At 37.7% G+C, this 23,825-nt stretch carries 23 protein-coding genes and 1 pseudogene; 18 read left to right on the plus strand and 6 right to left on the minus strand.

Translation table 11 applies throughout. From position 1 onward, the window contains the following. The first annotated feature begins 201 nt into the window (after positions 1 to 201). From ACYCSE_RS17950 to ACYCSE_RS17960, 3 genes are all read left to right on the plus strand, one after another. On the plus strand, positions 202 to 1,533 hold the full coding sequence (locus tag ACYCSE_RS17950) for a helix-turn-helix domain-containing protein (protein ID WP_459702546.1): 1,332 nt from the start codon (positions 202 to 204) through the stop codon (positions 1,531 to 1,533). A gap of 1,038 nt (positions 1,534 to 2,571) precedes the next feature. Then, positions 2,572 to 3,942 (plus strand): transcriptional regulator, encoded by a 1,371-nt coding sequence (locus ACYCSE_RS17955; protein WP_446674376.1) that lies wholly within the window; start codon positions 2,572 to 2,574, stop codon positions 3,940 to 3,942. A gap of 606 nt (positions 3,943 to 4,548) precedes the next feature. Beyond that, positions 4,549 to 4,773 (plus strand): hypothetical protein, encoded by a 225-nt coding sequence (locus tag ACYCSE_RS17960; protein WP_322162934.1) that lies wholly within the window; start codon positions 4,549 to 4,551, stop codon positions 4,771 to 4,773. Between the two features lie 306 nt (positions 4,774 to 5,079). Here ACYCSE_RS17960 and ACYCSE_RS17965 read toward each other — a convergent pair whose 3' ends face one another. Then, positions 5,080 to 5,367, minus strand: coding sequence for a hypothetical protein (locus tag ACYCSE_RS17965; protein ID WP_322162936.1), 288 nt, complete (start codon positions 5,365 to 5,367; stop codon positions 5,080 to 5,082). A 156-nt stretch (positions 5,368 to 5,523) separates the two neighbouring features. On the opposite strand from ACYCSE_RS17965, the gene ACYCSE_RS17970 reads away from it, so the two are divergent. Together ACYCSE_RS17970 and ACYCSE_RS17975 are read left to right on the plus strand one after the other, a co-directional pair. Next, entirely contained in the window at positions 5,524 to 5,979 is a 456-nt protein-coding gene (locus tag ACYCSE_RS17970) for a hypothetical protein (protein WP_322162938.1), read from the plus strand. 177 nt (positions 5,980 to 6,156) lie between these two features. Further along, positions 6,157 to 6,405: a CPCC family cysteine-rich protein gene (locus ACYCSE_RS17975; protein WP_025676434.1), complete on the plus strand. Its 249-nt coding sequence runs from the start codon at positions 6,157 to 6,159 to the stop codon at positions 6,403 to 6,405. Between the two features lie 143 nt (positions 6,406 to 6,548). Here ACYCSE_RS17975 and ACYCSE_RS17980 read toward each other — a convergent pair whose 3' ends face one another. The 3 genes from ACYCSE_RS17980 to ACYCSE_RS17990 all read right to left on the minus strand — a co-directional run bounded on the left by ACYCSE_RS17980 (position 6,549) and on the right by ACYCSE_RS17990 (position 10,850). Next, positions 6,549 to 7,277, minus strand: coding sequence for a hypothetical protein (locus ACYCSE_RS17980; RefSeq protein WP_459699162.1), 729 nt, complete (start codon positions 7,275 to 7,277; stop codon positions 6,549 to 6,551). After that, positions 7,250 to 7,801 carry a hypothetical protein gene (locus ACYCSE_RS17985; RefSeq protein WP_459699165.1) on the minus strand — a complete coding sequence of 184 codons (552 nt, stop codon included), beginning with the start codon at positions 7,799 to 7,801 and terminating at the stop codon, positions 7,250 to 7,252. Before ACYCSE_RS17985 ends, ACYCSE_RS17980 begins: the two co-directional genes overlap by 28 nt. A 772-nt stretch (positions 7,802 to 8,573) precedes the next feature. Then, the gene (locus tag ACYCSE_RS17990) at positions 8,574 to 10,850 is read right to left on the minus strand and encodes a preprotein translocase subunit SecA (RefSeq protein ID WP_459699168.1); all 2,277 of its coding nucleotides are present in this window, start codon (positions 10,848 to 10,850) and stop codon (positions 8,574 to 8,576) included. A gap of 515 nt (positions 10,851 to 11,365) precedes the next feature. Between ACYCSE_RS17990 and ACYCSE_RS17995 the strand changes: the two genes are divergently transcribed. Next, the gene (locus ACYCSE_RS17995; RefSeq protein ID WP_231109516.1) at positions 11,366 to 11,548 is read left to right on the plus strand and encodes a stalk domain-containing protein; all 183 of its coding nucleotides are present in this window, start codon (positions 11,366 to 11,368) and stop codon (positions 11,546 to 11,548) included. 236 nt (positions 11,549 to 11,784) lie between these two features. Here the strand turns inward: ACYCSE_RS17995 and ACYCSE_RS18000 are convergent, their stop codons facing one another. Continuing rightward, entirely contained in the window at positions 11,785 to 12,201 is a 417-nt protein-coding gene (locus ACYCSE_RS18000; RefSeq protein WP_459699171.1) for a hypothetical protein, read from the minus strand. Between the two features lie 611 nt (positions 12,202 to 12,812). On the opposite strand from ACYCSE_RS18000, the pseudogene ACYCSE_RS18005 reads away from it, so the two are divergent. From ACYCSE_RS18005 to ACYCSE_RS18045, 9 genes and pseudogenes are all read left to right on the plus strand, one after another. Beyond that, a pseudogene (locus ACYCSE_RS18005) lies at positions 12,813 to 12,961 on the plus strand (WXG100 family type VII secretion target); the annotation flags it as partial. A gap of 135 nt (positions 12,962 to 13,096) precedes the next feature. Further along, on the plus strand, positions 13,097 to 13,504 hold the full coding sequence (locus ACYCSE_RS18010) for a hypothetical protein (RefSeq protein WP_459699172.1): 408 nt from the start codon (positions 13,097 to 13,099) through the stop codon (positions 13,502 to 13,504). 195 nt (positions 13,505 to 13,699) lie between these two features. After that, complete coding sequence (locus ACYCSE_RS18015; protein WP_459699174.1) at positions 13,700 to 14,008, plus strand: hypothetical protein; 309 nt, start codon at positions 13,700 to 13,702, stop codon at positions 14,006 to 14,008. A gap of 629 nt (positions 14,009 to 14,637) precedes the next feature. Further along, positions 14,638 to 15,189 carry an RNA 2'-phosphotransferase gene (locus ACYCSE_RS18020; protein ID WP_459702547.1) on the plus strand — a complete coding sequence of 184 codons (552 nt, stop codon included), beginning with the start codon at positions 14,638 to 14,640 and terminating at the stop codon, positions 15,187 to 15,189. Positions 15,190 to 15,457: 268 nt separating this feature from the next. Beyond that, positions 15,458 to 16,534 carry a WXG100 family type VII secretion target gene (locus tag ACYCSE_RS18025; RefSeq protein WP_459699176.1) on the plus strand — a complete coding sequence of 359 codons (1,077 nt, stop codon included), beginning with the start codon at positions 15,458 to 15,460 and terminating at the stop codon, positions 16,532 to 16,534. 11 nt (positions 16,535 to 16,545) lie between these two features. After that, the gene (locus ACYCSE_RS18030) at positions 16,546 to 16,767 is read left to right on the plus strand and encodes a hypothetical protein (protein WP_459699178.1); all 222 of its coding nucleotides are present in this window, start codon (positions 16,546 to 16,548) and stop codon (positions 16,765 to 16,767) included. A gap of 461 nt (positions 16,768 to 17,228) precedes the next feature. Continuing rightward, positions 17,229 to 18,392, plus strand: a complete 1,164-nt coding sequence (locus ACYCSE_RS18035) for a WXG100 family type VII secretion target (RefSeq protein ID WP_459699180.1) — start codon at positions 17,229 to 17,231, stop codon at positions 18,390 to 18,392. Positions 18,393 to 18,405: 13 nt separating this feature from the next. Continuing rightward, the gene (locus tag ACYCSE_RS18040; RefSeq protein ID WP_459699182.1) at positions 18,406 to 18,657 is read left to right on the plus strand and encodes a hypothetical protein; all 252 of its coding nucleotides are present in this window, start codon (positions 18,406 to 18,408) and stop codon (positions 18,655 to 18,657) included. A 719-nt stretch (positions 18,658 to 19,376) separates the two neighbouring features. Then, entirely contained in the window at positions 19,377 to 20,156 is a 780-nt protein-coding gene (locus ACYCSE_RS18045; RefSeq protein WP_459699184.1) for a hypothetical protein, read from the plus strand. Positions 20,157 to 20,699: 543 nt separating this feature from the next. On the opposite strand, the gene ACYCSE_RS18050 is transcribed toward ACYCSE_RS18045, so the two are convergent. Further along, positions 20,700 to 21,167: a copper amine oxidase N-terminal domain-containing protein gene (locus ACYCSE_RS18050; RefSeq protein ID WP_254349343.1), complete on the minus strand. Its 468-nt coding sequence runs from the start codon at positions 21,165 to 21,167 to the stop codon at positions 20,700 to 20,702. A 499-nt stretch (positions 21,168 to 21,666) separates the two neighbouring features. Here ACYCSE_RS18050 and ACYCSE_RS18055 point away from each other — a divergent pair, with 499 nt between their 5' ends. The 3 genes from ACYCSE_RS18055 (at position 21,667) to ACYCSE_RS18065 (ending at position 23,813) form a co-directional block, all read left to right on the plus strand. Continuing rightward, entirely contained in the window at positions 21,667 to 21,789 is a 123-nt protein-coding gene (locus ACYCSE_RS18055; RefSeq protein WP_302057232.1) for a hypothetical protein, read from the plus strand. A 1,047-nt stretch (positions 21,790 to 22,836) separates the two neighbouring features. Next, entirely contained in the window at positions 22,837 to 23,466 is a 630-nt protein-coding gene (locus ACYCSE_RS18060) for a restriction endonuclease (RefSeq protein ID WP_254349344.1), read from the plus strand. 74 nt (positions 23,467 to 23,540) lie between these two features. Continuing rightward, on the plus strand, positions 23,541 to 23,813 hold the full coding sequence (locus tag ACYCSE_RS18065; protein WP_459699186.1) for a hypothetical protein: 273 nt from the start codon (positions 23,541 to 23,543) through the stop codon (positions 23,811 to 23,813). Positions 23,814 to 23,825: the final 12 nt, after the last annotated feature.

Raw genomic sequence — 23,825 nt, forward strand, 5'->3', positions numbered from 1 at the left:
CTTCAAAGGTATCTTAAGTAAGGTTCTGAAAGGTATATGATATTGTGCCAAAAGATGGTACAATGAATTGCGGAAAGGCTATACAATCATTGGATTGCAATAGTCCTTTTTTAATGAGCTGATATCCTAATAAGTTCCTGATAAGGGGTGGTTACTTTGTACAACACAACAACCACGATACTCACAGAGATAGCAAAACATATGAGAGATAATGATTTAATCCTAAGTGATTTAGCTAGAGCAGCGGAAATGAATCCGGGCACCATGAGCAGTATTATTAATGGGAACCGCACACTTTCAGTGGATCAGCTAGACCGAATTACAAAAGCAATGGGGCATCCTGTTGGCTATTACTACGAACGGTATGTGTCTGAGTATTTAACAGAGGCTAATCCGAATTGGCGTCGAATGAGTCCTTTTATACATAATTGTGCGAAATTAAACAAACTGGACTGCATTCATGATGTGGTCAATCTTTTGATGGATAAGTTAGGCTATTCAGAATCCTTATTTGAGCTTGCTGAAGAATTATTTCATGAAAAGATGTACCAAGCGGCAGCCATACTTTATGAAAATGTAGCTTTAAGTGAGAAAAAACAATACTCAGAACGCCTCGCTATGTGTCAGTACCGCTTGTTCCATACGAGGCAAGGAGACAATCAAGAGAAAAATTATGAGGCGGCAGTTCAATTTGAAATATATGTTGAACGACTAGATGAGATAGATCAGTTAGAAGCGTTAAAAGATTTGGCGAATACATACCGTTCGTTACGTAAATGGGACAAAGTAGAACTGTTCGCTAAAGCTTTGGGAGACAAAGCTAAGATTCAATACAAACTGGAACAACAACGGCATCATATGAAAAAAGAAAATTCAAAGAAACCAAGTTTTCCTCTGTTTGCTTATTGGGCATTTTCTCATTTACTTCGTGCTGAAGTTTGTGAAGCTCATAAAGATTATCAGAAGGCACTTCAACATACGTACACATATGGTAACTTAAGTTGGGTGAAAGAAACTGATGAAGTCACTTCAAAATGGAAAATGAGATATAAAGAATGGTCTAAAGCCAATACTTATGTAAATAAACTTCATGCTGGTGAAATTGGTGTTTTGGCTGATTATGTAACATTTTTTTCTTCAAGGAAAGAAGAGTTACTTTCCGGATTAGATAACATACTTGAAGCTGCTAATCGATATCATTTAAATGTTGATAATATACTAAATCAATTTCAAACAGAAATTTTAGTTTTGCTGGATAAACCTGAGTGTGTAGGTACGTACAATCAACAATTAGTTATGGAACGTTATGTTCATTTCACACATGAATTAGCGGTTTACTACTTTAACAAAAATAATTTTGTGGATGGATTTACTTTTTTGTTAAATTGTTTGGGAAAATCTACATTAACCAATAATAAGTCGTATATAATTAAGTGTGTAAAGCTATATGAGTTCTATCAGGAATGTGCAGCATCTGAGACGAAAACAGCATATAGAAATTTAATTAATGAGGTGGATAATGATGAAACGTAAAGTAATTCTATCTTTTTTAGTTACCAGTTTTATACTAGTAGTAGTAGCGGTTCCCCTTCTTCAGCACCAAGACAAAGGGTCTACTTATGAGCCCACAGGGCAACATGGAGGAATGTGAGAATAAAATGTCGCAAGTTCATGATTACAGTAGAGCATAGAAAATCAACTATTATCAAGTAGTTAGATGGGATTGTTCGTCTAGCTCTTTTTTTATATGACGTATTTTAATATTATTTTGCTATACATGAATAAACCCTAAATATTTTATGGCTCCACGGATGTCCACAGCACTGCAATTGCTGCATAAAAATATCTGGATAAATAAAGCTTTCATAGCTGTTTTCAATTTACTGACATGTACGGGTTCATTTTATTAAAATCTCATAACTGACTGAAATGAACAGACTCTAAATTCATATGTGTACACTACGTATACTGTTACAGCCTAGATAATAAGTCTAGGTTTCTTTGTTTTTAATATCCATATGTTATTATTTAGATTAAATGGGGGCGTTCACCCAAAACATCTCTTTAATTTCTACAATTTCCTCTAGCACATCTATCTACACCGTATAGTTATTTAATGGACGCTGATTTCTGCTTTTATATACCCCGGAGGTGGTTAAAATCAAATTACCATTCAATTTCCACAAATATAGGCATAGCACTTCCACTTCCTGACTCAGCCTATTTTTCGACTTGATACCATACGCAAATTGTAGACGGTAGTTGGTCAGCTTTACATACCAATTTTAAGACGAATCTACCGATAAATTATAATGGAATTTGAATACATCTACTCAATCTGGTAACTTTGTATTGCTTGAGTTGTCCTCTGATATTCCACTTAATTATGAAATCATTGTAAACTATCCAAAAAGGTATCTTGAGTAAATATCTGAAATATATATGATTTTATTCTAAAAAACGGTATAATCATGAGTGATCAAATAAATTAATTTTATAACTTGTTTCTCAATTACATAGTTTTTTATCTATGCATCATATGAAAAGTTTATGATGAAGGGTGGTTTATCTATGGAGATCACACCTACGATTAGAGCAGAAGTTCAAACCTATCTGATACGGAAAAGCTTAACCATGACCGAGTTTGGACACATCATTGATTTGAATGTAGGTACGGTTAGCAGTATTGTTACTGGAAATCGTATTTTATCCGTTAACCAATTGGATCGCATTACTGCCGGGATGGAATTACCACCAGACTATTTTTATGAACGTTACATTGAAGAGTGTATCATAGAAGAAACGCTCAACTGGCGAAGAATTAGCCCTTTTTTGTACCGATGTGTGGAGCTTGACCGACTCGATTGCTTGCAACGAGTTGTATTTTTGTTGCTGGATAATCCAATCTATCCTCCGTTGCTCTTTGAAGTAGCTGAGAATATTTACAGAGATGGTCACAATGAAGCAGCGGCGTTTCTTTATGAAAATGTGGCCGAGAGTGAAAGACAGCAACATTCAGAGCGATTGGCGGTTTGCCATTATCGATTGTTTACGATTCGTGTTGGAGACGATCAAGAGAAAAACTATGATGCAGCGGTTCAGTTCGAGCCTTACGTTGAAAGATTAGATGAAATAGATCAGCTTGATGCACTAAGAGCGTTGGTGAATACATATCGTTCTCTACGAAAATGGGTTAAATTAGATTATTTTGCTAAATTGCTGGGAAATAAAGCGAAAATACAATACAAAATTGATCAACAGCATTCTGAAAATAGTGAACATACAAAGAAGCCGCTATACCCTTCATTTGTCTACTGGGCATTTTCGCATTTAATACGTGCTGAAGTTTGTGATGCTAATAAAGATTATGAGACAGCACTCCAACATATCCAGAGATATGCCGATTTAAGCTGGGTAGAAGAGAAAGATGAAACGACCCTAGAATGGAAAAATCAATTTAAAGAATGGGCAAGCGCTAATATTTATGTGAATAGGCTTATGTCAGGCGACTTAAGTGTAATCCCTGATTATGTTGCTTATTTTTCTTCAAAGAAAGATGAAATACTCCCCGCAATAGATAATATAATTGAGGTGGCTAATCGATATAATATAAATATAGATCACATCCTTGAATTGTTTGAAGCAGAAATTCAGTCTCTTTTGAATGAACAAAATCAGGTAGGAGTATATACTCAACAAATTAGTTCAGAACGTTTTACTCATTTTTCAAGGGAATTGGCAATCTATCTTTTGCGTAAGGGGAGATTTTCAGACGGCTTCACATTTTTGTTCAGCTGTTTGGAAAAGTCTGCTGAAGCTAATAATAGAATACAAGCAATTAGATGTATGAGGTTGTTTACACATTTTAAAGAACATGCATCTGCTCACACGAAGGAAGTCTATGGAAATCTGATTAAAGCGGTTAACGAAGATGAAGAGTAAGCTGATTAAACTATTCTCAAAAAGGTTAGATGGAATGATCCGTCTAGCCTTTTTAATATATATATAATATTTATAAGTGCATTGTTGAGCTAGAAAGGATTTATGGTAATCAAAAATAGAAATAACCAGACGATGATAGGGAGGTAAATAACTTTAATTTCTTTGCAGAACACAAGCTGATATCATTCAGGAACTTGGCATCACAAAATACAGCTACATACTTACAAGAAAATCCTGGCACGGATTCCTGGATTACAGGGTATGGTCAGGTTAGGGAATTGAAAGCTAATAGTGCTACGTTGGCCCATGTATCTTATAACAAGGGACTATGATACTTTAGATATAAAAGTCTGTTTATTTCAGTTCAAATGTCACATGATTTAAAAGGAAATAACGGGATAGTAGATGGATTCCCCTAAAACATCTCTTTTGATAACATTATTTCCATCAAAATTAAAGTGGGCGTGGTAAAATGGCTAGAATATTAGTTCCACCTGATAAATTGATAGAAGTAGCTAATCAGTTCTTACCAAGGCATGAAATAGAACACTTGAGTGGAAAGAAGACGGAACGTAAAAAAGAATCAATAAAAAGTAGGGGAATGTTTTGGAATACACTGAATTAGTAGAACGTTTTGAGATGGGGGAAGAGTTTCAGTTCTATTATAAAAACGATAGCTACTGGATTAGCTATAATGAAGAAAAGTATTTTCTTACTCGGGAAAGAGACAGTTTTTCGCAGTCGTTTCAATCAGCGAAAAAAAAGTTGTTTGTTAATGGAAAGATTGACGAAAAGACTATTTTAGAATTGTGGGATAACATAGAAATTTGAAAAAGTATATTTTGGGCTTGATCTTTTTTATAAAAATACCTTGTATTGATTTCGTCCTTAAATATAACTTATGTACTAACTAAGGGAGCTTTAAGCTATTTGAGTTTCAACTGAATAAATAATTGAATACTTCGATTTGAGTATGACTTTTAGTGTAGCTACTAAGTATCCAAATGCTTGCAAATATAATTACAATAAAGATTGGCATTCCATATTTCTTTATAACTATCTCCTTTGTAGGAGCAAGCTTAAAGTGGCGTTACCAGTGGCGCAATATTGCTTTGAACCGTCAATAAAGAAAAGGAGCTATTGCGATTGGACGGCTCTTTTTGCTTTGGAATTATTCTGGGAAATCCACTTATTTCCTTTTATACATAAAAAAACAATTGTATAGACCACTCCAGCAATGAGGCTTAGTATAAACGAGCTTGATAAAGTTCTGTAAATAAAGGTAGAAGTGGGTACTGTATAAAATTCAAACATACCGTTGATTGAAAAACTCATTGTTGTTGGCCCCTTAATAAAGGAATAATATATTCCTACAAAAAAAACGTAAAACAAATACTTAATTATAATTTTTTCAAATTTACTCATTTACTAGCCTCCAATAATGTTTATGGAAAAGGAGAATTTGTGTACTATGAAGCCATTCAAATTAGTATAGGAAAAGCCTAGTATTTAAAAGAAATCCTTGTTAAGCTAACGGGAAACGCTAGTTGAAATTTGTTCATTGAGAGGAATGTTACATGAATGAAAAACAAAGTTATGAAGATTATTGTTACCACTGCATCTATTTTACTTATTATTGGCGTTTCAAGTGCCTTGAAAAATAATGTTGATTTAAAATCCAAAGAAGAAAATGAAATCTTTGAAAGCAGTCCTGATGCACTCGAAGATACACTAACTTGGGATTTAGCGGGTGATAAAGTGGACCCTGAAAAAGATTATTCTGTGACAGTTGGATATCCACATATTAAACTTAATGCAAAAAATACTGGAGCACACTCTTTTAGGGTCGAAGTACAGCACAACAGCAAGAATACGGTTATTTTTAATGTAAGTGTTGCAGCAGACGCAACAGTAGAACTTATAAATAATGATAGTATGCCACTTGTTCCTTCAGGCGCTTATAAAGTGACTATTTACGGTGGGACAGGTCTACCAAAAGGACAAGTTCTTCTTACACAGTCAAAAGCACCATATTGAAGAGGCAGAAATTTGTTCCTATCAAAAGTCGAGTTGTCGAGGGACAAGAACTTGTACCGATCGACGATTAGATATACATTTAATAAGTTACTTTAGCTCATTACGCTAGCGGGCAAGCTAGGTAATCATATAGCGAACACATCAAAGTGCTGACTGTTTATGTGGAGGTCACTATATATGAAATATGCATGTCCATGCTGTGGTTATAAGACACTGGATTATGAACCACCAGGTACCTATGACATTTGTGATATTTGTTTTTGGGAGGATGATGTTGTTCAATATCACGATCCCGATTATGAAGGGGGAGCAAATATTGAATCGCTAAGGCAATATCAAAAAGCTTATTTACAAGGACGTGTTAATCGTAAGCCAACGATTAACGATGAGCGTAATGAGAACTGGAAACCACTTTTAAAAAAGTGACAGTCTCATTACGCTAACGGGAAACGTTAGTTCAATGACAACAGCGGCGGACACAAGACTTTATTTATCAAGTCTTGTGTCCGCCGCTGCTCCTTTAATATACTGGTCCATATTTAGCTGGTGTTAGATCTGAAAGAGAAGAATTATGGGTTTTTCTTGGTTTTAGGCAACACTTCGACTGCTATCTCAGCCCATTTGACAGAGCCGTACGGTGAACTACCTCCCACGAATACATCTGGACTTAGAATATTGACCAAATAAGTACCGGGTTTTCGAATAACGATAGAACCGTTAAAGGATTTATCCTGTTTGAGTGGGACAACGGTCTTTTTTTCAACTTCAATAAAATCATCGTTTTGAAATGCTGCCACACCAAAAGAAACTTCATTGCTTTCCAGATACGTAGCTGTCACGACTCCAGCAATTGCTATTGGATCTCCAGCCTGTACACGGAGGTACCCCTGTGTCGGATTGGTGAAGCGGATGTCTTGCTCGTTCTCGGGATGGTTGTATCTGATAGGAACGGAGGACGGGTTTAATACTTTACGATGGACCATTATCTTAGCAGATCCTTTATCATTTGTCGTAATTTCCAGTGGATTTGGACCAGGGCGAAGGCCTACTGAATATTCAATCCGCTGAAATGTTCTTCCATTCACTATAATTGACTTTTCAGTTGTTTTTTCTGTTCCCTTAAACGTGCTTATGCCACCTCCAATGGAGCTTGTCATACCACCGTGTCCTGTATTCACCAAAACATAAGCATGCCCGAACTCTTTTTGTACTAATGCGCTAAAAGTGATGTTTTCCTTGTCCGTTGTATACGTTGGATGAAGCGCTTTGGCTACTTTATCGTTCCACATCCAGTGCATGACTCCATTACTCCATTACTCCATGTATAATTTATTCCCATCTTAGGCAGGAGTGACGCTGGAATATACAATTGACCGTTTTTCATAAACGTTTTAGGGATTGACTCATCCAGCGCTGTCATTGTTCCGTCTGAGTACCTGAAAATCTTTGATTGGTTAGGCATCAACCGAAATGAGGAAAAAGGTACCGAGTTCTCAGTGTCAAACTCCGCCCACGTGCTGCCTGTCTTTGCATCTCGCTTGATGGTTGCCAAGTGAGCTGTTTCCAGCCATTTGAACGGGAAATACAAATGATTATTTTTCCTCAGCAGTGGAGCGGCCTTTAGGGAGACGGAATCCAGCGATAAAGAAGACTTGTTTAATTTGGCAGTCAGTTGGTGCGGAACCAGATAGAACACAGCCGCATCCTCTGCTACAACGGGAAGAGTGGAATTTGAATTCTCCGCATAACTCAGAGCCGTTGGAAGCAGGCCAGAAATAAGAAGGCAGGAAGCTACAAGTAGAGAAACAAAAATTCGTCTCATTCAATAAACACCTGATTTCATTTTTTTATCATATATACCAGAAAAACGAAAGGAAGTTGCACAGATATAGTATTTTATTCTGACCACTAGCCTTTTTGAATAACTTAGTTCTTTCATTCAACTGCTTTCTTATTTTGTTTTATGACAAGCTTCATGATACTTCGACACGACTCTTACTATAGGATAAATATAAGGCTAATTTACTTTGGAGGTGTCTTTTTGGAGTTATTTCTATTTATACTTAATATTTTAGTTATTCTCCTTTCTATTGCTGGTGGAGTGCTTTTAATTGGATTATTGTACAGAGGATATATACTGCTAGGTTTACTTATTGCTGAGAAAAAGAGAAGAATAACGGCTCAATCTCAGAATCAGACTTGACTATCAGCCCAACATCCGATGGCGGTTACATTCAATGAGAATGCCTGCTTTATAGCGGCTACGCTTGTTGCCATCGGCATATAAATCCCCCCTCAAAATGAATGCAAAAAAGCCGCCATAGCTTTGGCGGCAGTAGTTGGTATGTTTATACCGTTGATAAAACTGAGAAATCCAAGCGGACAAGATATATAATCAGATTCTAGGGAAACAGATTTAATTCAAAGTACTTCAACTTTGATTACATCGCCATGCGCCTGCACGCCCTTGCGATGTATTTTTTATCGTCCGAAGTCAACACGGAGTCAATGCTTCGCTTCAACTTTTTCAGCGCAGGATGAATCGAGCGTTCGCTCGTATTCGTCCCGGTCATCCTCGAAAAAGCTACGCTGCATCAAAACTTTGACAGTTTGAATATCGGCCTCAAAATCTTGCGAATCCCAAAAGCAAATACAGTCATTGCGGTCCATGAGCTGCGCATATTCTGGATGTATTGATCGTTGATTATATAAGTCCGAGTGGAAGTAGGACTCTTCAGACCGAACTCTTCCCACTTCGCCGGATCATTCGAACCTCCGAGCCTTACAAGCATATTCGCCGACTCGCTATTTACTTTAGCTGGAATTTGCTCGTATGCTTGGGTGATTTGTGCATGAAATTCGTCGATCGGATTGCCGCTGACAAGGCTTTCCAAGTGGATGCCTTCACGAAGGTAAGAAACGTATGCTAGATGGTCGGCCCAGAACTTGTCGATATAAAAAAGCCGTACGCGCTGCTCCAAAGGACTCATCGGCTTCTTGCCTTTTAAAATTGCGAGCCGCTCCTCGTATAGAATTCGCCTCTGATCCTCCACCATATCCGAATAACAGTTCAGTTCCTGCTGGATATCGAAGTTTTGGCCCATAATAACACGTTGAATATGCGCGATTTTGCTGCGTAGCGCTGAGTCTTCGAGAGCCTCATCCTGCCTGTGGGCGCGAATCGCTTTATGGATGCCGAACCGAAGTAACAACTCGTCCTCCAAGCTTACGAAAAATACGGAAGCTCCAGGGTCGCCTTGGCGCCCAGAACGCCCGCGCAGTTGGTCGTCGATCCGCACGCTTTCGTTTACATGCGTACCAATCACGTATAACCCTCCCAGCTTGGCGACAACTTCTGCTTGCGTAGGGTTGCCACCGCCGAGCCGAATGTCGACGCCGCGTCCCGCCATATTCGTAGACACCGTCACGGCGCCGATTTCTCCCGCTCTTGCAATGACCTCGGCTTCTTCTGCATCGTTTTTCGCATTCAGAACATGGCAGGGTACGCCGGCAACTGCTAGCGCCTCTGCCAGCATGTCAGACTCCTCCACACTTGACGTACCAATGAGAATCGGCCGTCCCATCGCATGGACGGACAAGATTTCTTGGACAAGCGCCTTAAGCTTGGCTTCCTTATGGGTATAAATCCGATGCGGTTGATCGATCCGTATGTTTGGCCGGTTCGGTGGAATTTGCACGACCTGCAGTGCATAAATCTCTTTGAATTCCATTGCGGAAGCGTACGCGGTAGCCGTCATTCCGCAAATTTTTGGATACAGGCTAATGAAGTGTTGAAGGGTGATCGTTCCGAGAATTTTCCCGCCGACTTTCGAGTACAGCCCTTCTTTAGCTGCAAGCGCGGCTTGCAGTCCTTCTGGCAAATGCCTGTTCTCCGCCACGCGGCCGGTATATTCGTCTATCAGCTCGATTTTACCGTCCCGGACGATGTAATCGACGTCTTTTTTCAATAACGTTTCCGCATACAACGCGCAATTTAACGACGACAACAAATGACTATTATGGCTTTCGTACAAATTACCGCATCCCAGCAGCGACTCCGCTTTCGCAGCGCCCGCCTCATTCAAATAAACGTTCCGCTTGAACTCGTCGAAGTCGTAATACTTATCTTGCTCAAGCTGCCTAGTCACATCTGCGAAACGAATTACGTCGTTGCCGGAAGAATCCGGCTCGCCAGCGATGACTAGCGGCACCCGAGCTTCGTCGAGAAGCAGTGAATCCGCTTCGTCGACGATAACGTACTGGAAAGGACGATGCACGGTATCGGCTTCGCTTAGTGTAATCGTGTCGCGCAAATAATCGAATCCCGCTTCTTTGGCCGTAACATAGGTTATATCCGCGGCGTACGCTTCTCGTTTCTCGGACAAGCTCATGCCCTCTTGAACCGATTTTACCGTTAACCCGAGGAAACGATAGATCGGACCCATCCACTCCGCATCCCGATTTGCCAAATAATCGTTAAAAGTGAGCACATGAACGCCTTCGCCGGTCAGCGCATTTAGATAAGCAGGCATAACAGCAGAGAGCGTTTTTCCTTCGCCGGTATGCTGCTCGATCACAAATCTCTCGTGCAGAGCGATGGCAGCCATGATCTGGACATCATAAGGCTGTAATCCGAGCTTTCTCTTCGCTGCCTCGCAGACTAACGCATAAGCATCGACAAGCAGCTCATCCAAAGGGGTACCCAATTTTGCATCCTTTTTCAGCCGGAGAGATTCCGCTTTCAGCCGCTGATCGTCCCATGCTTCCAAATTCCGTTTCCTAATGAGCTCCGCTTTGTCCCGATAGCCTTTCAGCTTATTCTGGGTATCGCGGTCTTTGAATTTTTGCATCAACTTGACGGCTAAATTCATCGGAATTTGATCCCTCCTCGGTAGAAATACGCGATTCTATAGTGGCTAAAGTATAATCAAACTCTATAACAATAGCAAAGTTTGGAATAAAAAAACAACTCCCTTGCTTTATTCTTATTATTAGGCAACGATGTATGGACTCACAGGAAAATTACATCTTGGAGGTCAGAAAGATATATCTTTTCAGTAAATTGATAATTTTGTGATTTTAACAAAGGGAGAGCTGCATCGTGAAAAGATTCTTTACGGTTTCCGTATTCCTTATTTTTATACTTGTACTAAGCGTACAAGCCAGTGCAAAACATCCTTATAATTACACAATTAATATACAGGTAAACGGTGTTCCTATTAATTTTGGAACTAATTCAGATTCACCTCCATATAATTGAAAATGCTACAAATACAGCTTTTGTTCCTCTTCGCTTCGTTTCTGAAAATCTAGGGGGAAAGTAAGGGACTGGGACAAAACTTTACAACAAGTCACCATCGAATCAAAGGATGGAACTATAATTAAATTGGCGATCGGTAGTAAGATTGCGTATGTCAACGATGAAAAGAAAACCATGTTAGCTGCGCCGCAGATTCCTACAACTCGTGTTCAAGTTCCTTTAAGAATTGTTTCTGAAGTGTTGGGAGCAAAAGTGGATGCCAAAAAAATAGGTGAAACATTAAATGTGAACATTACAACTTCTAATTAATATTTTTAAATCTAGAGTATACTATTTATAAAGTATAATGATTGAAGACTATTGATATTGTACATCAAACGGCAACACACATAATCCAAGCCTTTGAGTAGTTGGAAACCAATGTGCGATTTTTTTACACATGGTCTAATTTTACGACTTAGCTTCCATACAAATTTCAAAATGGAATTTAAGACGTTCGAATGAAAACAGGAGTCTATCTTACAAAAGAGACAAACCACTTGTAATTAGAATTGTCTAGCACTTATGTTAAGGTCATAGAGAGAGCCGTCATTGTTGTAAATATATACTTTATAGTTACCTGATAAGCCAATACCAACTAATTGTTCAAAATTCCTAGTTTTTTGTCCACCAGCAGGAATAGTTGTTTCTCCGAAGTCCTGACCGTTGACTTTTACACTAAGATAAACTGTTGACGAACCATTATTTTTAGTGTAAATATTCAATTTTTTACCGTTCTGAGGAGAGAGTGTGAAGAAATCTTTGAAAGCTCCTTTTCCTATATGATGAACAGCAGGAATAGTTATAACATCCATAGGTGTAATTAAACAGGTATCCTTGACTTCATTACCATCAGCATTACCTTGATCTTGAGTTGCAGATATTGATTGCTCCGCATTTGCTATGTAACTGTTATCTCGCAAAAGATGTAGCGGACAAAGATAACATTAATGCAGCAGACAATGATACTGTTAGTATTTTCTTCATAAGATGAATTCTCCTAAAATATTTTTTGCAAATACTAAGTAAAATACAAAAGATCTAGTATTCAAAATGATCTATTTATCAGAAAAATTTTGAAAAATTTCCAAAAAGGTATCTCGAGTACTGCATGAAAAGTATTATGATTTGTCCAAAAAGATGGTACCATCAGAGCGCTAAACCATTTTATTACTTGTTTCACAATTACATAATAATTTTAACTATGCATCATATAGTGAGTTCACGCTGAAGGGTGGTTTATCCATGTGAAAATTACACCCACGATTACGATTAGAGCAAAATTAGAACACTATCTACAACAAGAAGGCTTGAATTTATTGGAATTTGCTCATATTTCAGGCATGAATAGGGGGATAATAAGTAACATAGTTTCATCCTCTAACATTGACATACAATACTTAAGACATAATAAATCTGTTTATTTCAGTTCACATGTCACATGGATTACAAGGAAATAACAGGATAGTAGATTTTCCTAAATCACCCCTTCTGATAGGATTATTTCCATCAAAATTAAAGCGGGCGTGATGGTATGTGGAGAATATTGGTTCCATCTAATAAAATTGATGGAAGTGGCTGAATAGTTCTTACACGGAAAGCATGAAATGGAACGTATGCTGAAATGAACGAATTGATTTTGTCCAACAAGGCAGGTCTGGAGCTACTCGAGAAAGATTTTTTTAGGAATTTCAGGGTTCTCGACAATCCATGCAGGAGCGAGGGGTAACCAAAGAAATGGCAGATTCTTGGGTGGAGAATGGGAAGGCCCATCAGCAAAATATTACCTATATACCAGTGGATCTTGGGAGGTGAACAATGAATTTGAATGAAATTAAACAATTGCCTGATGTTATGTCTAAAGAACAGTTAGAGTCTTATATTATTCAATATTTAGACTCCATTGAAAATTTAGAGAAATTAAAAATTCTTGAAACGTTGGAATGTTTTTCGGAATTTGCTGACAGGGAGACTTATACTTACGAATTGTTAAGTGATTCGTTGAGAAAAAGATTAGACAGCTTTCTCCAGAAAATATGGGATGATACATCTTCAGAGATAGTAGATGTATATTCTTCAGTTGTTGTTAATCTGAACTTAAAAAGTAGCTATAACTTGATGAAAGAATCTTTAAACAAAGATTTGGATGAAGATGTAAGGGAAATCAGCGAGGAAACTGTAGATGAAATTGGTGAAGAAATATCGGTTCCATTTAAAATGAACTAATATGTGAGAGTTCAGAGCTAAGTTCCAAATGCTTGCAAAAGTATTTAATGGATTTTGTTTATTATTTGTTTTGCATTTCTATTATAATCATTCTAACGCTTCCTTAGAAATATCATGATAATAAAATAAGACATATTGTCTATTTCCTTCATTTCCCTTATGATAATTGCACTACTACCTAAGAAGGAGATACATATGAAAAAAGCTATTCTACTATTATTAATGTTTATTGTTTTAATTCCATCACAAGCATTGGCAGCAACATCTACAAAAGCAATGTCAACAAGTGAAATCGAAAAAATATACTTTGAGAATTACAAAGATCGTGTAAAAGAAATTAAAGTTGCACAAAAAAAACTTAATGCTGTTCTGGGGGCAGAAGTTCGTGAGCTAACTCAGAAATTAAGTCAAGCATCAGCGCGGTATAAAAACGAAGTGAAAAATAAGTCAAGTAAAGCGGTAATAGCTCAATCCAAGGCTGACTGCGATAAATTAAAGAAGTAGCTCAGCGTGGCTAAAGTGGAACTAAATAAAACAGTTAAAAATTAAAGAAAGTGAACAAGCATTAAAGGATACTGCAAATCAGAAAGCAGACCTTATAAAATTCATTAAGAATCACACAGCAGGAAAAGATAAACTTACTGAGTCTCAATTTAGCAAACAAGTTAATGGAGATATTATGTCGATTGACGGCTCATTTACTGGCATTTTAAAAATGTTGACGGAAGCTGAATAATGGCGAGTAGAGGCAGCAGGTATCACCTGTTGTCTTTTTAATTTAGGCTTAGAATGGAAGTTATTGTTGGAGACTTTGGATTGCTGTGGAATGGGATGGATATGGATGAAATAAATTTGTTCGTTTTTATATAATGAAGTACGATTAGTGAGGAGAAAAATGTATGAATCGTAAGTTTTTTATCATGGCTTTGATAAGAGGTATTTTCGGGTATTTCCCTTGTGGGCTGGGAGTTGCAGTATTATTGGAGGCTTATAGCAGATATAGTCTAAGGTTTTTTTTAATTGGAGCTACATGTTTCCTTATCGGGGGATTGGTGCTTTACTTCACAAGACGCTATGAATCATCAGATTGGTTACTTTAGATAAAGCAAATATTACATTAGAAGGAGTATATGATGTTATCACCAAAACAAGAAGAGAGCCTTAGTAAATTTATGAGTAAAATTCTTAGGCATACACCAGAACAGTTTGGAATTAAGTTGGACCATGAAGGTTATTGCCACGTGCAAGACTTAATTTCAGCAATTAAATCAGAGAATAGATGGTTGGATATAGGAGAAGCAGGGATTGATCAAGTCGTAACTAATTGTCTAAAGAAGCGATACCACATGGTAAATGGATACATACGAGCGAACTACGGGCACAGTGCAGGAAGATTAGATTACAAAGAATCCATTCCGCCAACTGCTCTTTATCACGGAACAAATAGCAAAGTAGTTGATAAAATTATTACCGAGGGAATTAAACCAATGGGGAGAAAATATGTTCATCTATCTGAGACACTTGAATTTGCAACATTGGCAGGTAAGAGACGTGGTGAATTAGTCATTCTTGAAGTCGATACAGTAAAAGCGCTGGATAATAATGTGAACTTCTATATCGCTAACAATGGTGTTTGGCTTGCCGATTTTGTGCCTCCACAATATTTCAAAAAAATTCAACAATGATATTTTCGTTTGTATTAAAAAGTCAGTTGCATTACTTGAATCTGTTAGTGAATCTATTATTTCTATAAAATTGGATGCTCTCAAAAGAGTGAAGTCAAATAATTTACTTTGCCAGGCATTGATACAATACTTATGACATAGTAAATCCGTTTATATCAGTCCATTTGTCACATAATATAAAAGGAAATTTCAGGATAACAGGTGGATATCCCTAAACATCTCCTTCTGATAAGATTATTTCCATCTAAATTAAAATGGACGTGATCAATTGGGGAGAATATTGGTTCCACCTGATAAGCTAATGGAAGTGGCTGACCAGTTCTTGCATGGTAAACACGAAATGGAACGTATGTTGAATTTACTGAATGGAAGAATTGATTTTGTCCAACAAGGTTGGTCTGGTGCTACCCGAGAGAGGTTTTTCCAAGATTTTCAGGTCTCTAGACAATCCATGGTCGTGACACTTGAACGACTTTCTACGGTTGCACAAGAACTCATTTTTATTTCAAAAAACTTCACACAGGTAGATGGAGAAAAAGTTGTACTGGATGTGCCAGGGAATGGTATGCCTGTTAAAACGGCATCAAGCGGCGAAGGTTGGTTACATAAAATTTTTGAACAGATCGGAAAAGCGGAGATCACCAAGGCTGAAGCCCAGATGGAAGCTAGCAAGCTTCAAGGAGAAATTCTGTGGGATACTGCTCAGGGAGCGAAAGGTGCTATTCAGGAAGATTTAACCTTGGGGATGCTGCCTGACAAAGACCGTGACTATGATCATCCAATGGCAGCTAAAGTAGGTGAAATTCTTGGTCACGTAGCTACAACATTGCAGGGAGCTGGTGAGGTAATCGTTGGAACAGGTGGAGAAGGATTATCAGTTGCTGTTTCATCCACGGGAGTTGGTAGTATTATCGGAATACCTGGATTGATTGGCTCAGCAGCTTTAGCGGCACATGGAGGTACAACCGCAGTTAAAGGCGCAAGCGGAATAGGGAAGAGCTCAGCGGAATTGTGGCAGATGGCGAAAGGAGAAGGTGGAGGTTCAGTTAAACAGACACTTACTTCCAACAAGGGAACGTCGATAGATGTTACTCCTTCATCAAATCATACAAGTACGACAACGAATCCACATCCAGCTAAAGGTGAACCTAACTCATCAATTGATATTCTGGATAAAAATACAGGTGAGATAAAAACAAGAAGATATTATGATGAAAATGGAAGGGCTACACGCGATGTAGACTACACGAATCATGGAAATTCAAAGCAGCATCCAGAGTGGCCTCATGAACATGTTTTTGAATGGAAAGAAGATGGGACATTTAAAAGAGTTAACAAGAAGTAGGAGGGACTGTTTTGGAATACGATGAATTGGTGGAACGTTTTGAAATGGGAGAAGAGTTTCAGTTCTACTATAAAAATGATAGCTATTGGATTAGCCAGAATGAAGAAGAGTACTTTCTTACTCGTGAAAGGGACAGTTTTTCGCAATCATTTGAATCAGCAAGAGAGTTGTTCATTAATGGGAAGATTGATGATAAGACTATTCTAGAGTTGTGGGATAGCATAGACATTTGAAAAAGTACAATTTGAGCCTACTCCTTAATAATAAAAACGGGAGTGGGCCTTTTACATAGTTAGTCAATCTGAATAAAGGAGGATGACATTTACAAACACCTTGCTTCATACGTAGATGCGTCAACTTCAATTTACCATGCTCCAATGTCAAACATGACTAGTTGTTGAGCTAGGATAAGGGAATCAAGCAGATGAACAAAATGCCCATCTAAAAGATATTACCGATATTGTTAAGGAACTCGGTATCACGAAACAACAGCTACATAACTATAAAAAACTCCTAAAGTTGATTCCTGAGTTACAGGATATGTTTGAAGATCAGGAGTTGAAAGCGATGACTATAAGCTTTTGGTCATAGGTATAAAGTTATCTTATTTCACATAACAATTAGGAATTAAGTTAGTTTTCCATAAATTGGAATAATGTTACTATGTCATAACGAACTCAAACAGAGGTATATTATGACAACAATTAAAGTGACACCTGAGCAGCTTATGGCTGTCTCCAAGCAGTTTGAGTTAGCACAGCAAACGGCAACTCAAATGAATAGTAATTTAGTACAACAAATTTCATCTATGGGGCAATTGTGGGAAGGACTAACTAAAGAGCACTTTTTCTATTCCTTCCAAACCTCTCAGAATAATATGAATGACTTTGTTACCTTGACGGATTCTATTGCTAGGGAATTACGTCACCATGCAGATAAATTCAGATTAGCAGATCTGATGGAAGCAGGTAACATTGACGCAAGTTGTTTACCACCTCCACCGAATTCATGTGCTGTTCCTGCTCCAGATACACGGAATGCGTTCCAAAAATCAGTAGATAGCTTAACTGAACTAGGCCAGGATTTTGTAGACGCTAATTCAGTACGCTATGAGAAAAAGTTTGATTCAGTCTGGAGCTTTCTAGATTATATGTCGTACGGCATTCCGAAGGGAATGTATCAAGGGTACATGGAACGGGCAGCTAAACAAAACGATTCATGGAATGACATGCTCAATTTCGGTACATTTGGGGTATCGGGCATGATTCAGGGAGCATTTAATCCCAACAATGCCTGGTCAAAGGAACACTGGGCTAATATGATCGGTACAGCAGGATTGTTTGGAGGAGTTAGTTCGGTAATCAAGCCTAAAATTAGTTTGAAATCATCTATTAAGTATGAGATTCCGAAGAATAATACGAATTCAAAATTGCGTAATTCAATAGAATCTGAACCTAAAACAGAAGTACAAACAGGTGGAAGAAACGATCTTTCAATTGATGAATATTTCCGTAGAGAAGCTGAAGCAGATGAGATGTATGATCAAATCAGAGCTTCTGATAGTGATGTAAGAGCAATAGCTGAAAATTCTGGAATGAAGGAAAGTAGAGTTCAAAGAATCAAAGAACACGTTTTCATAAATGAACATATAAAATCAAGTGGTTATGGCAGATTTCATTCTGATTACGAAATAGCTCAAGCTTGGGATAGATTACAAAAAGGATTACAAACAGAAAAAGATATGGATTTGCTTAATCATGAATTGTTTGAATCCAGATTTGAGGGTATATTTAAAACAGACTATGAGACTGCTCATAAAGCTGCGGTAAGGTCGGGTCGTCCATGGGAAATAGAATAGAGGAGATTTTATAATGGGAGCATTTGTTTTACTTTTTAAAGAACATGAGGATGAGAATGTAGTTATTTATAGATATGGTCCAAATGAACACATTATGGGGAAAATTCAATTGAACAAAGAGACTAAGCTATTTTCTGAAATTGAACCTTTACCAGATCCGAGTCATTTAAATAAATTTTATTTTGATAGGGCTGCACAGCGGATGGCACGTTGCTTCGTTAAAGAAGGTGGTATATTTCCCGAAAAGTTGACATTTGAATCATAAAGTAGGCTTCAATAATACGAACCGAGCTTGCTCCTTTAACAATAAAATGGGAGTGAGCTTTTTTCATTTTTCATAGTAATTTATCTGTTAAAGAAGATAATTTGCATGCACCTAAGAATTAAGAGGCGGGTTTAAACAGGAGAGTCTTCAATCAGGCTACTAACTTAGTGATATGGGTAAAGTATACGGAAGGTGCGTGAATGTTATGAAGTATGATACATTCTTAAAATTATGGAAAGAACAAAATAGTCTAATGAGACTATTGTTCTGTGAAAATAAAGTGTTAGACTGAAAAACAAAGCATTAGACCGTGAAAAATAAAGTTGTAGAATGGCAGCCGGCATTAGCCAACGGGCAGGATAACGCAACCATTAGATGGACTTATGGTTCTCATATGATACAATTTATCCCAGAAGTATCTTCGCGGGTTCATGAAAAGCAGCGGTGATGAACTAATAGGAGACCAACACAAAAAAGTGGTAGTTTTATGGATATGCAATAGTTTACTATAGGGTCTTATTCCTCGGTTCGTCTAACCGATTGTAACGGAGACTTCATGAAGTGCCTGGAGAGATGGAAATAAAAGTGTTGCCTGACAATGGACATAGCGGGACTGGAAGAGCGGAAGTGACAAAGCCCATAAGCGTAGGTCACAGCTCATAATACGAACGGAGAACTATTGCTTAACCAAGATATTACTGGAAAGTGCGGAGGATAATTTGGATCGCAATTCGCTGGAATCGAGTGGAGATTCACTTCGCAGACAACTGGTGGCACTACGCGCCGAATGGAACTTGGTACTAAAAGGAGGGGCAGGACACATGCAAGAAGAACAGGAAATATTCGCGGGCGACGGATATAACAGGTCGTACGCAATGGCTACGGGTATGCCGATTTTGAATCTTAGGGGTAGCATACCGCGTGAAAGTAACGGCCAACTACCGTTTCCGTGGGTGACAACGGGCATCAGGATTGATAAAGAACAGATGTTGGAAACCGTTATGAAGCAAAAGACACTCGAGTATTTGTTTAATATGCAATTCAGTAAGGAGGAAATGACCGACCGCAATTTGGTTGTAGGCTGTTATGAATACAGGAATCCAAATGACAAGGAACAAATAATGCTATATGCGCTGGTTTCGTTGAAGGAATTTCTCGCGAGATACGGCGATGAACGGGCATTGGAGATTCTGATGCGAGTTGGCTGCACATACGAGAAGATTATGGAGGAATGTGATGAAGCCATTAAAGAACACTTTGCAGTGTTGCGCCGGTCACTTCATTTAAATAATTTGAGGGACAAATATGATGTCGTTTACGAGTGGAGTGAAGAGGAAGGGGTAAAGACGTACATAATCAGATACACCAAATCGAGTTATACGAAGATTAAAGCTAAATCATTCGAAGAGTTGACCAAACTCTATGATGAGCAACGGAAGAAGGATGCGAAGAAGACGTTCGCGACTCTGGAACCGTTAGAAGCATTTATGCAAGCATAAGAAAACCGCCCCTTTACGGGGCGGTCAGAGTGTCGAAAAGTCCTCTGGACTTTCTCGACACTCTGAGGGGATGTAATTCATCCCCTCTTTTCTATGATAAATTGTGTAATATAAATCCTCCTGTGTTTTGCCAAAGTAAAATTATTTGACTTTGCCTCTTTTGCTGAATACTGGTTTCCCCTATCTCTTCCATGTTCAATCCCATAAGTTTTCTCTAGTTCAACAATACAGAAGCGAATGCTCATATGGCTTTATGCATTAATATGAGAATTATTAATGGCAAACAAGCCATATAAAGTTACCCGTATACATTTTATCATTGATCTTTTCCTGCAAACTTGGGATGGTCAATTAATTAGTCACAAAACATTAGCTCTGGTCAACAAAAAGGCTATGTAACATGAGTTCAGAGTGATATGTAAACGAATGTTGAAAGAGGCGGAAATGAATGTTATTTTTAACATGCAAGAGTACGCATTGAATGAGAACTAAATGAGAAAGACTACCTTATAAGTAAAGAAGGTAGTCTAGATTAAAGAAATGTTAATTGGAAGTTGTAATGTTCACATTTAATGTCCCATCTATTTTTTTAGCGTCAACTTTAGCTCCCAATACTTCAGAAACAATTCGCAGTGGAACTTGAATACGAGTTACCGGACTCTGTGGTGCAACAGACAAGGTTTTCTTTTCACCGTTGACATATGCAATTTTGCTACCGACCGCTAATTTAATTACAGTTCCATCTTTTGATTCGATGGTGACTTGTTGTAAAGATTTGTTCCAATCTATTACTTTTCCTCCTAAATTTTCAGAAACAAAACGAAGAGGAACAAAAACTGTTTCTGTAGCATTGTCAATATAGGGAGGCACATCTGAATTAGCTCCAAAATTGATAGGAACACTGTTTACCTCTACATTAATTGTATAACTATAAGGATGTTTGGCGCTAACTGGAATGCTTAATACAAGTGAAAAAATAAGAAATACAGAGACTGTAAAGAACCTTTTCATGATGTATTTCTCCTTTTTTAATTCGAAGTATAATCAATTTACTGAAAAGAAATATCTTTCTGACTGCCCCGATGTAGTATAATCTATTTTTCCTCCATAAGTCCATACATCATTGCTTTTAAGCTGAGACACTACTTGGGTAAACTGAACTGGAACTATTGTTAGTTAGAAATTTCATATTGTTCCAAATAGCAGGTGTAGTGTATCCAAAGTGGAATGGGCTGGTGGTTGAAGTAGGGGAACCCGTAGCTATTGTAGTTAGCTGTTTAACTGACCTACCTGTACTTCCTAACCCATTAAATCTAACAACATAAATCCGAGTTATTCACCATGGCTCCAATATCAATTTGAATATAATTGTTGGATGGATAAGGGAATCAAGCAGTTACAAAATGTCCATATAAAAGATATTTCAATTGGAGAAGAGGAATGACTTAAAGACTATAAAAGGCTACATGAAATATCCTGGGTGAACAAAGAGGAGGTGTATGTAATAACCATGATACACATGGAACCCGTACAAGTGGGTGAGCAAACATTTATCGGAGTCGAGGTCAAACTGCATAAAACAACGCTGCTGACTATCTCCAACTCCGTGGTTACTCATGTGTGGCGCGTCTAAGATATGGCTACTTCAGGGGATTTAAAATCTTCTTTATTTAAGCCTAAAATCAAGCAGGACAAGCTTTCATAAATATTTGCTTCGAACCGTTAATTAAGAAAAGCCGTTGCTTGGACGGCTTCTTTAACCTTGAAATTATTCAGGTAAAATCTACTTATTTCCTCTTATACATAAAAAAGTAATTGTATACACCACTCCAGCAAAGAGGCTTAGTAGAAACGAGGTTGATAATGTTCTGAAAATAAAAGTAGAAGTGGGTACCGTATAAAATTGAAACATACCGTTGATCGGAGTACTCGTTGTTGTTGGCCCTTTAATAAAGGAATAGTATATTCCTACAAAAAAACCGTAAGACAAATACTTAATTAGATTTTTTTCAAATTTACTCATTTGTTAGCCTCCAATAATGTTTTTGGAAAAGTAGAATTCTTGTACTATGAAGCCATTCAAAGTAATGTAGGAAAAGTCTATAAATATAGCGATCTTAAAAATCTTTGGTAAGGATGTTTATTGATATTATGTCAATTATATTGTTTTAAATCAAGAAAAAGGAATAATGATGTAATCATTATTACTCAATCTTTGGTGTTAGCCCTATGGATAAAACCCCTGAAAATCTAGGTACACAGCGTCTAACATTAACATTACGTTAAATCCAGTCATAACAAGGCTTATGACAGTTTGTCAAAAGTATAAGGAAAAGAAAACTACTTATAATCAGGAATTTTATTCTTTTTTCTTCGTGATTCACTAAACCTGGAATGACGTTCAATAAAATGTACAACATATAAGCTTAAAAAATTGGTCTAGGCTCTTTGCATGTCTATGTGAAGCAAAGGTTACAAAGAGGAAGGCAAAACAAGAAGGAATGTGTATACAGGAGTCAAGAAGAGTCATCCCCCATGAATATGAAGCTATTCGCCTAGCAATAGACGTTTCTTTGTTAACAATTTACTATACTTATCCAAAATATATGGGAAATTATCCCTATATGTTGTATTATAAGATAGTGTGAAAAAGAGCCAAAGTAGCTAAGGAGGAACATTGTTGTCTATATTTGTGATAGTGTGTGTCGTTGTTGTATTGATTGCTTTGGTGTTGCTACGCTTATTTAAGAAGCCTAGAGTTCAGGAACCGTATAAAGTAACGCAGAATATTGACCCTTATAAAATTGGCATTAACGAAATAGACCGTATGGAGGATGGCAAGGACTTTGAAATGTATCTGTTCAGGCTGTTCCAGTGTTTAGGCTATGGTGATGCGTATAAAACACAAGACAGTAGAGATTTTGGAACAGATTTGGTATTTACGGACAGAGAGGGCTACCGTAATGTCATTCAGGCTAAACGGTATGCAATAAGCAATCCTGTTGGTTTGAGCGCAGTTCAGGAAGTTTATAGTTCTATGCGATTTTACAGAGCTAAGAAATCTATTGTCATTACTTCAAGCAAATACACAACTTCGTGTGAACAGTTAGCCAGTTATAATGGAGTAAAGCTGTTGGATCGCAACGATTTAATTAAAATGATTGAGCTATTCAAAGAACAACAGCACAGCAAGGTAAAAGATATTATTGAAGCAGAGCCATACTTGAGTTTGGATTCATGGGATGATTATAGGAATAAGGATAAGATTAAGGATCGTAAGGCTGAAAAGCTTATCGCTTCAGGTAACTAGATACTGGTGACTCTTGTAGTAAAACCATGATTTTATTAGGGTGCATAAGAAAGAAATCTAGTGGAGGATTAAGCGTGGAAATTATAACTAAATATTTGCCTTTAGTCGGAGCTGGATCTGTAGTCGCACTAGCCGTACTAATTTTCAAAGCTATTGCGTTAATTAACTCAACTCCTCTTGAAAAGCTATTGTACAAGAGTAACAAGAAATATATGGTAACACCACTGTCGATTGCTCTAACTGTTGCTTCTACTGCTATACTAATTGTCATCATGGGTTTTTTTACAGGTGATATCAAAACTATAAAAGACTTCAAGGGGATAATAGGGACTGACCCCCGTTTGTGAGACAGGGATCAA

This window comes from Paenibacillus sp. SEL1, from assembly GCF_054602535.1.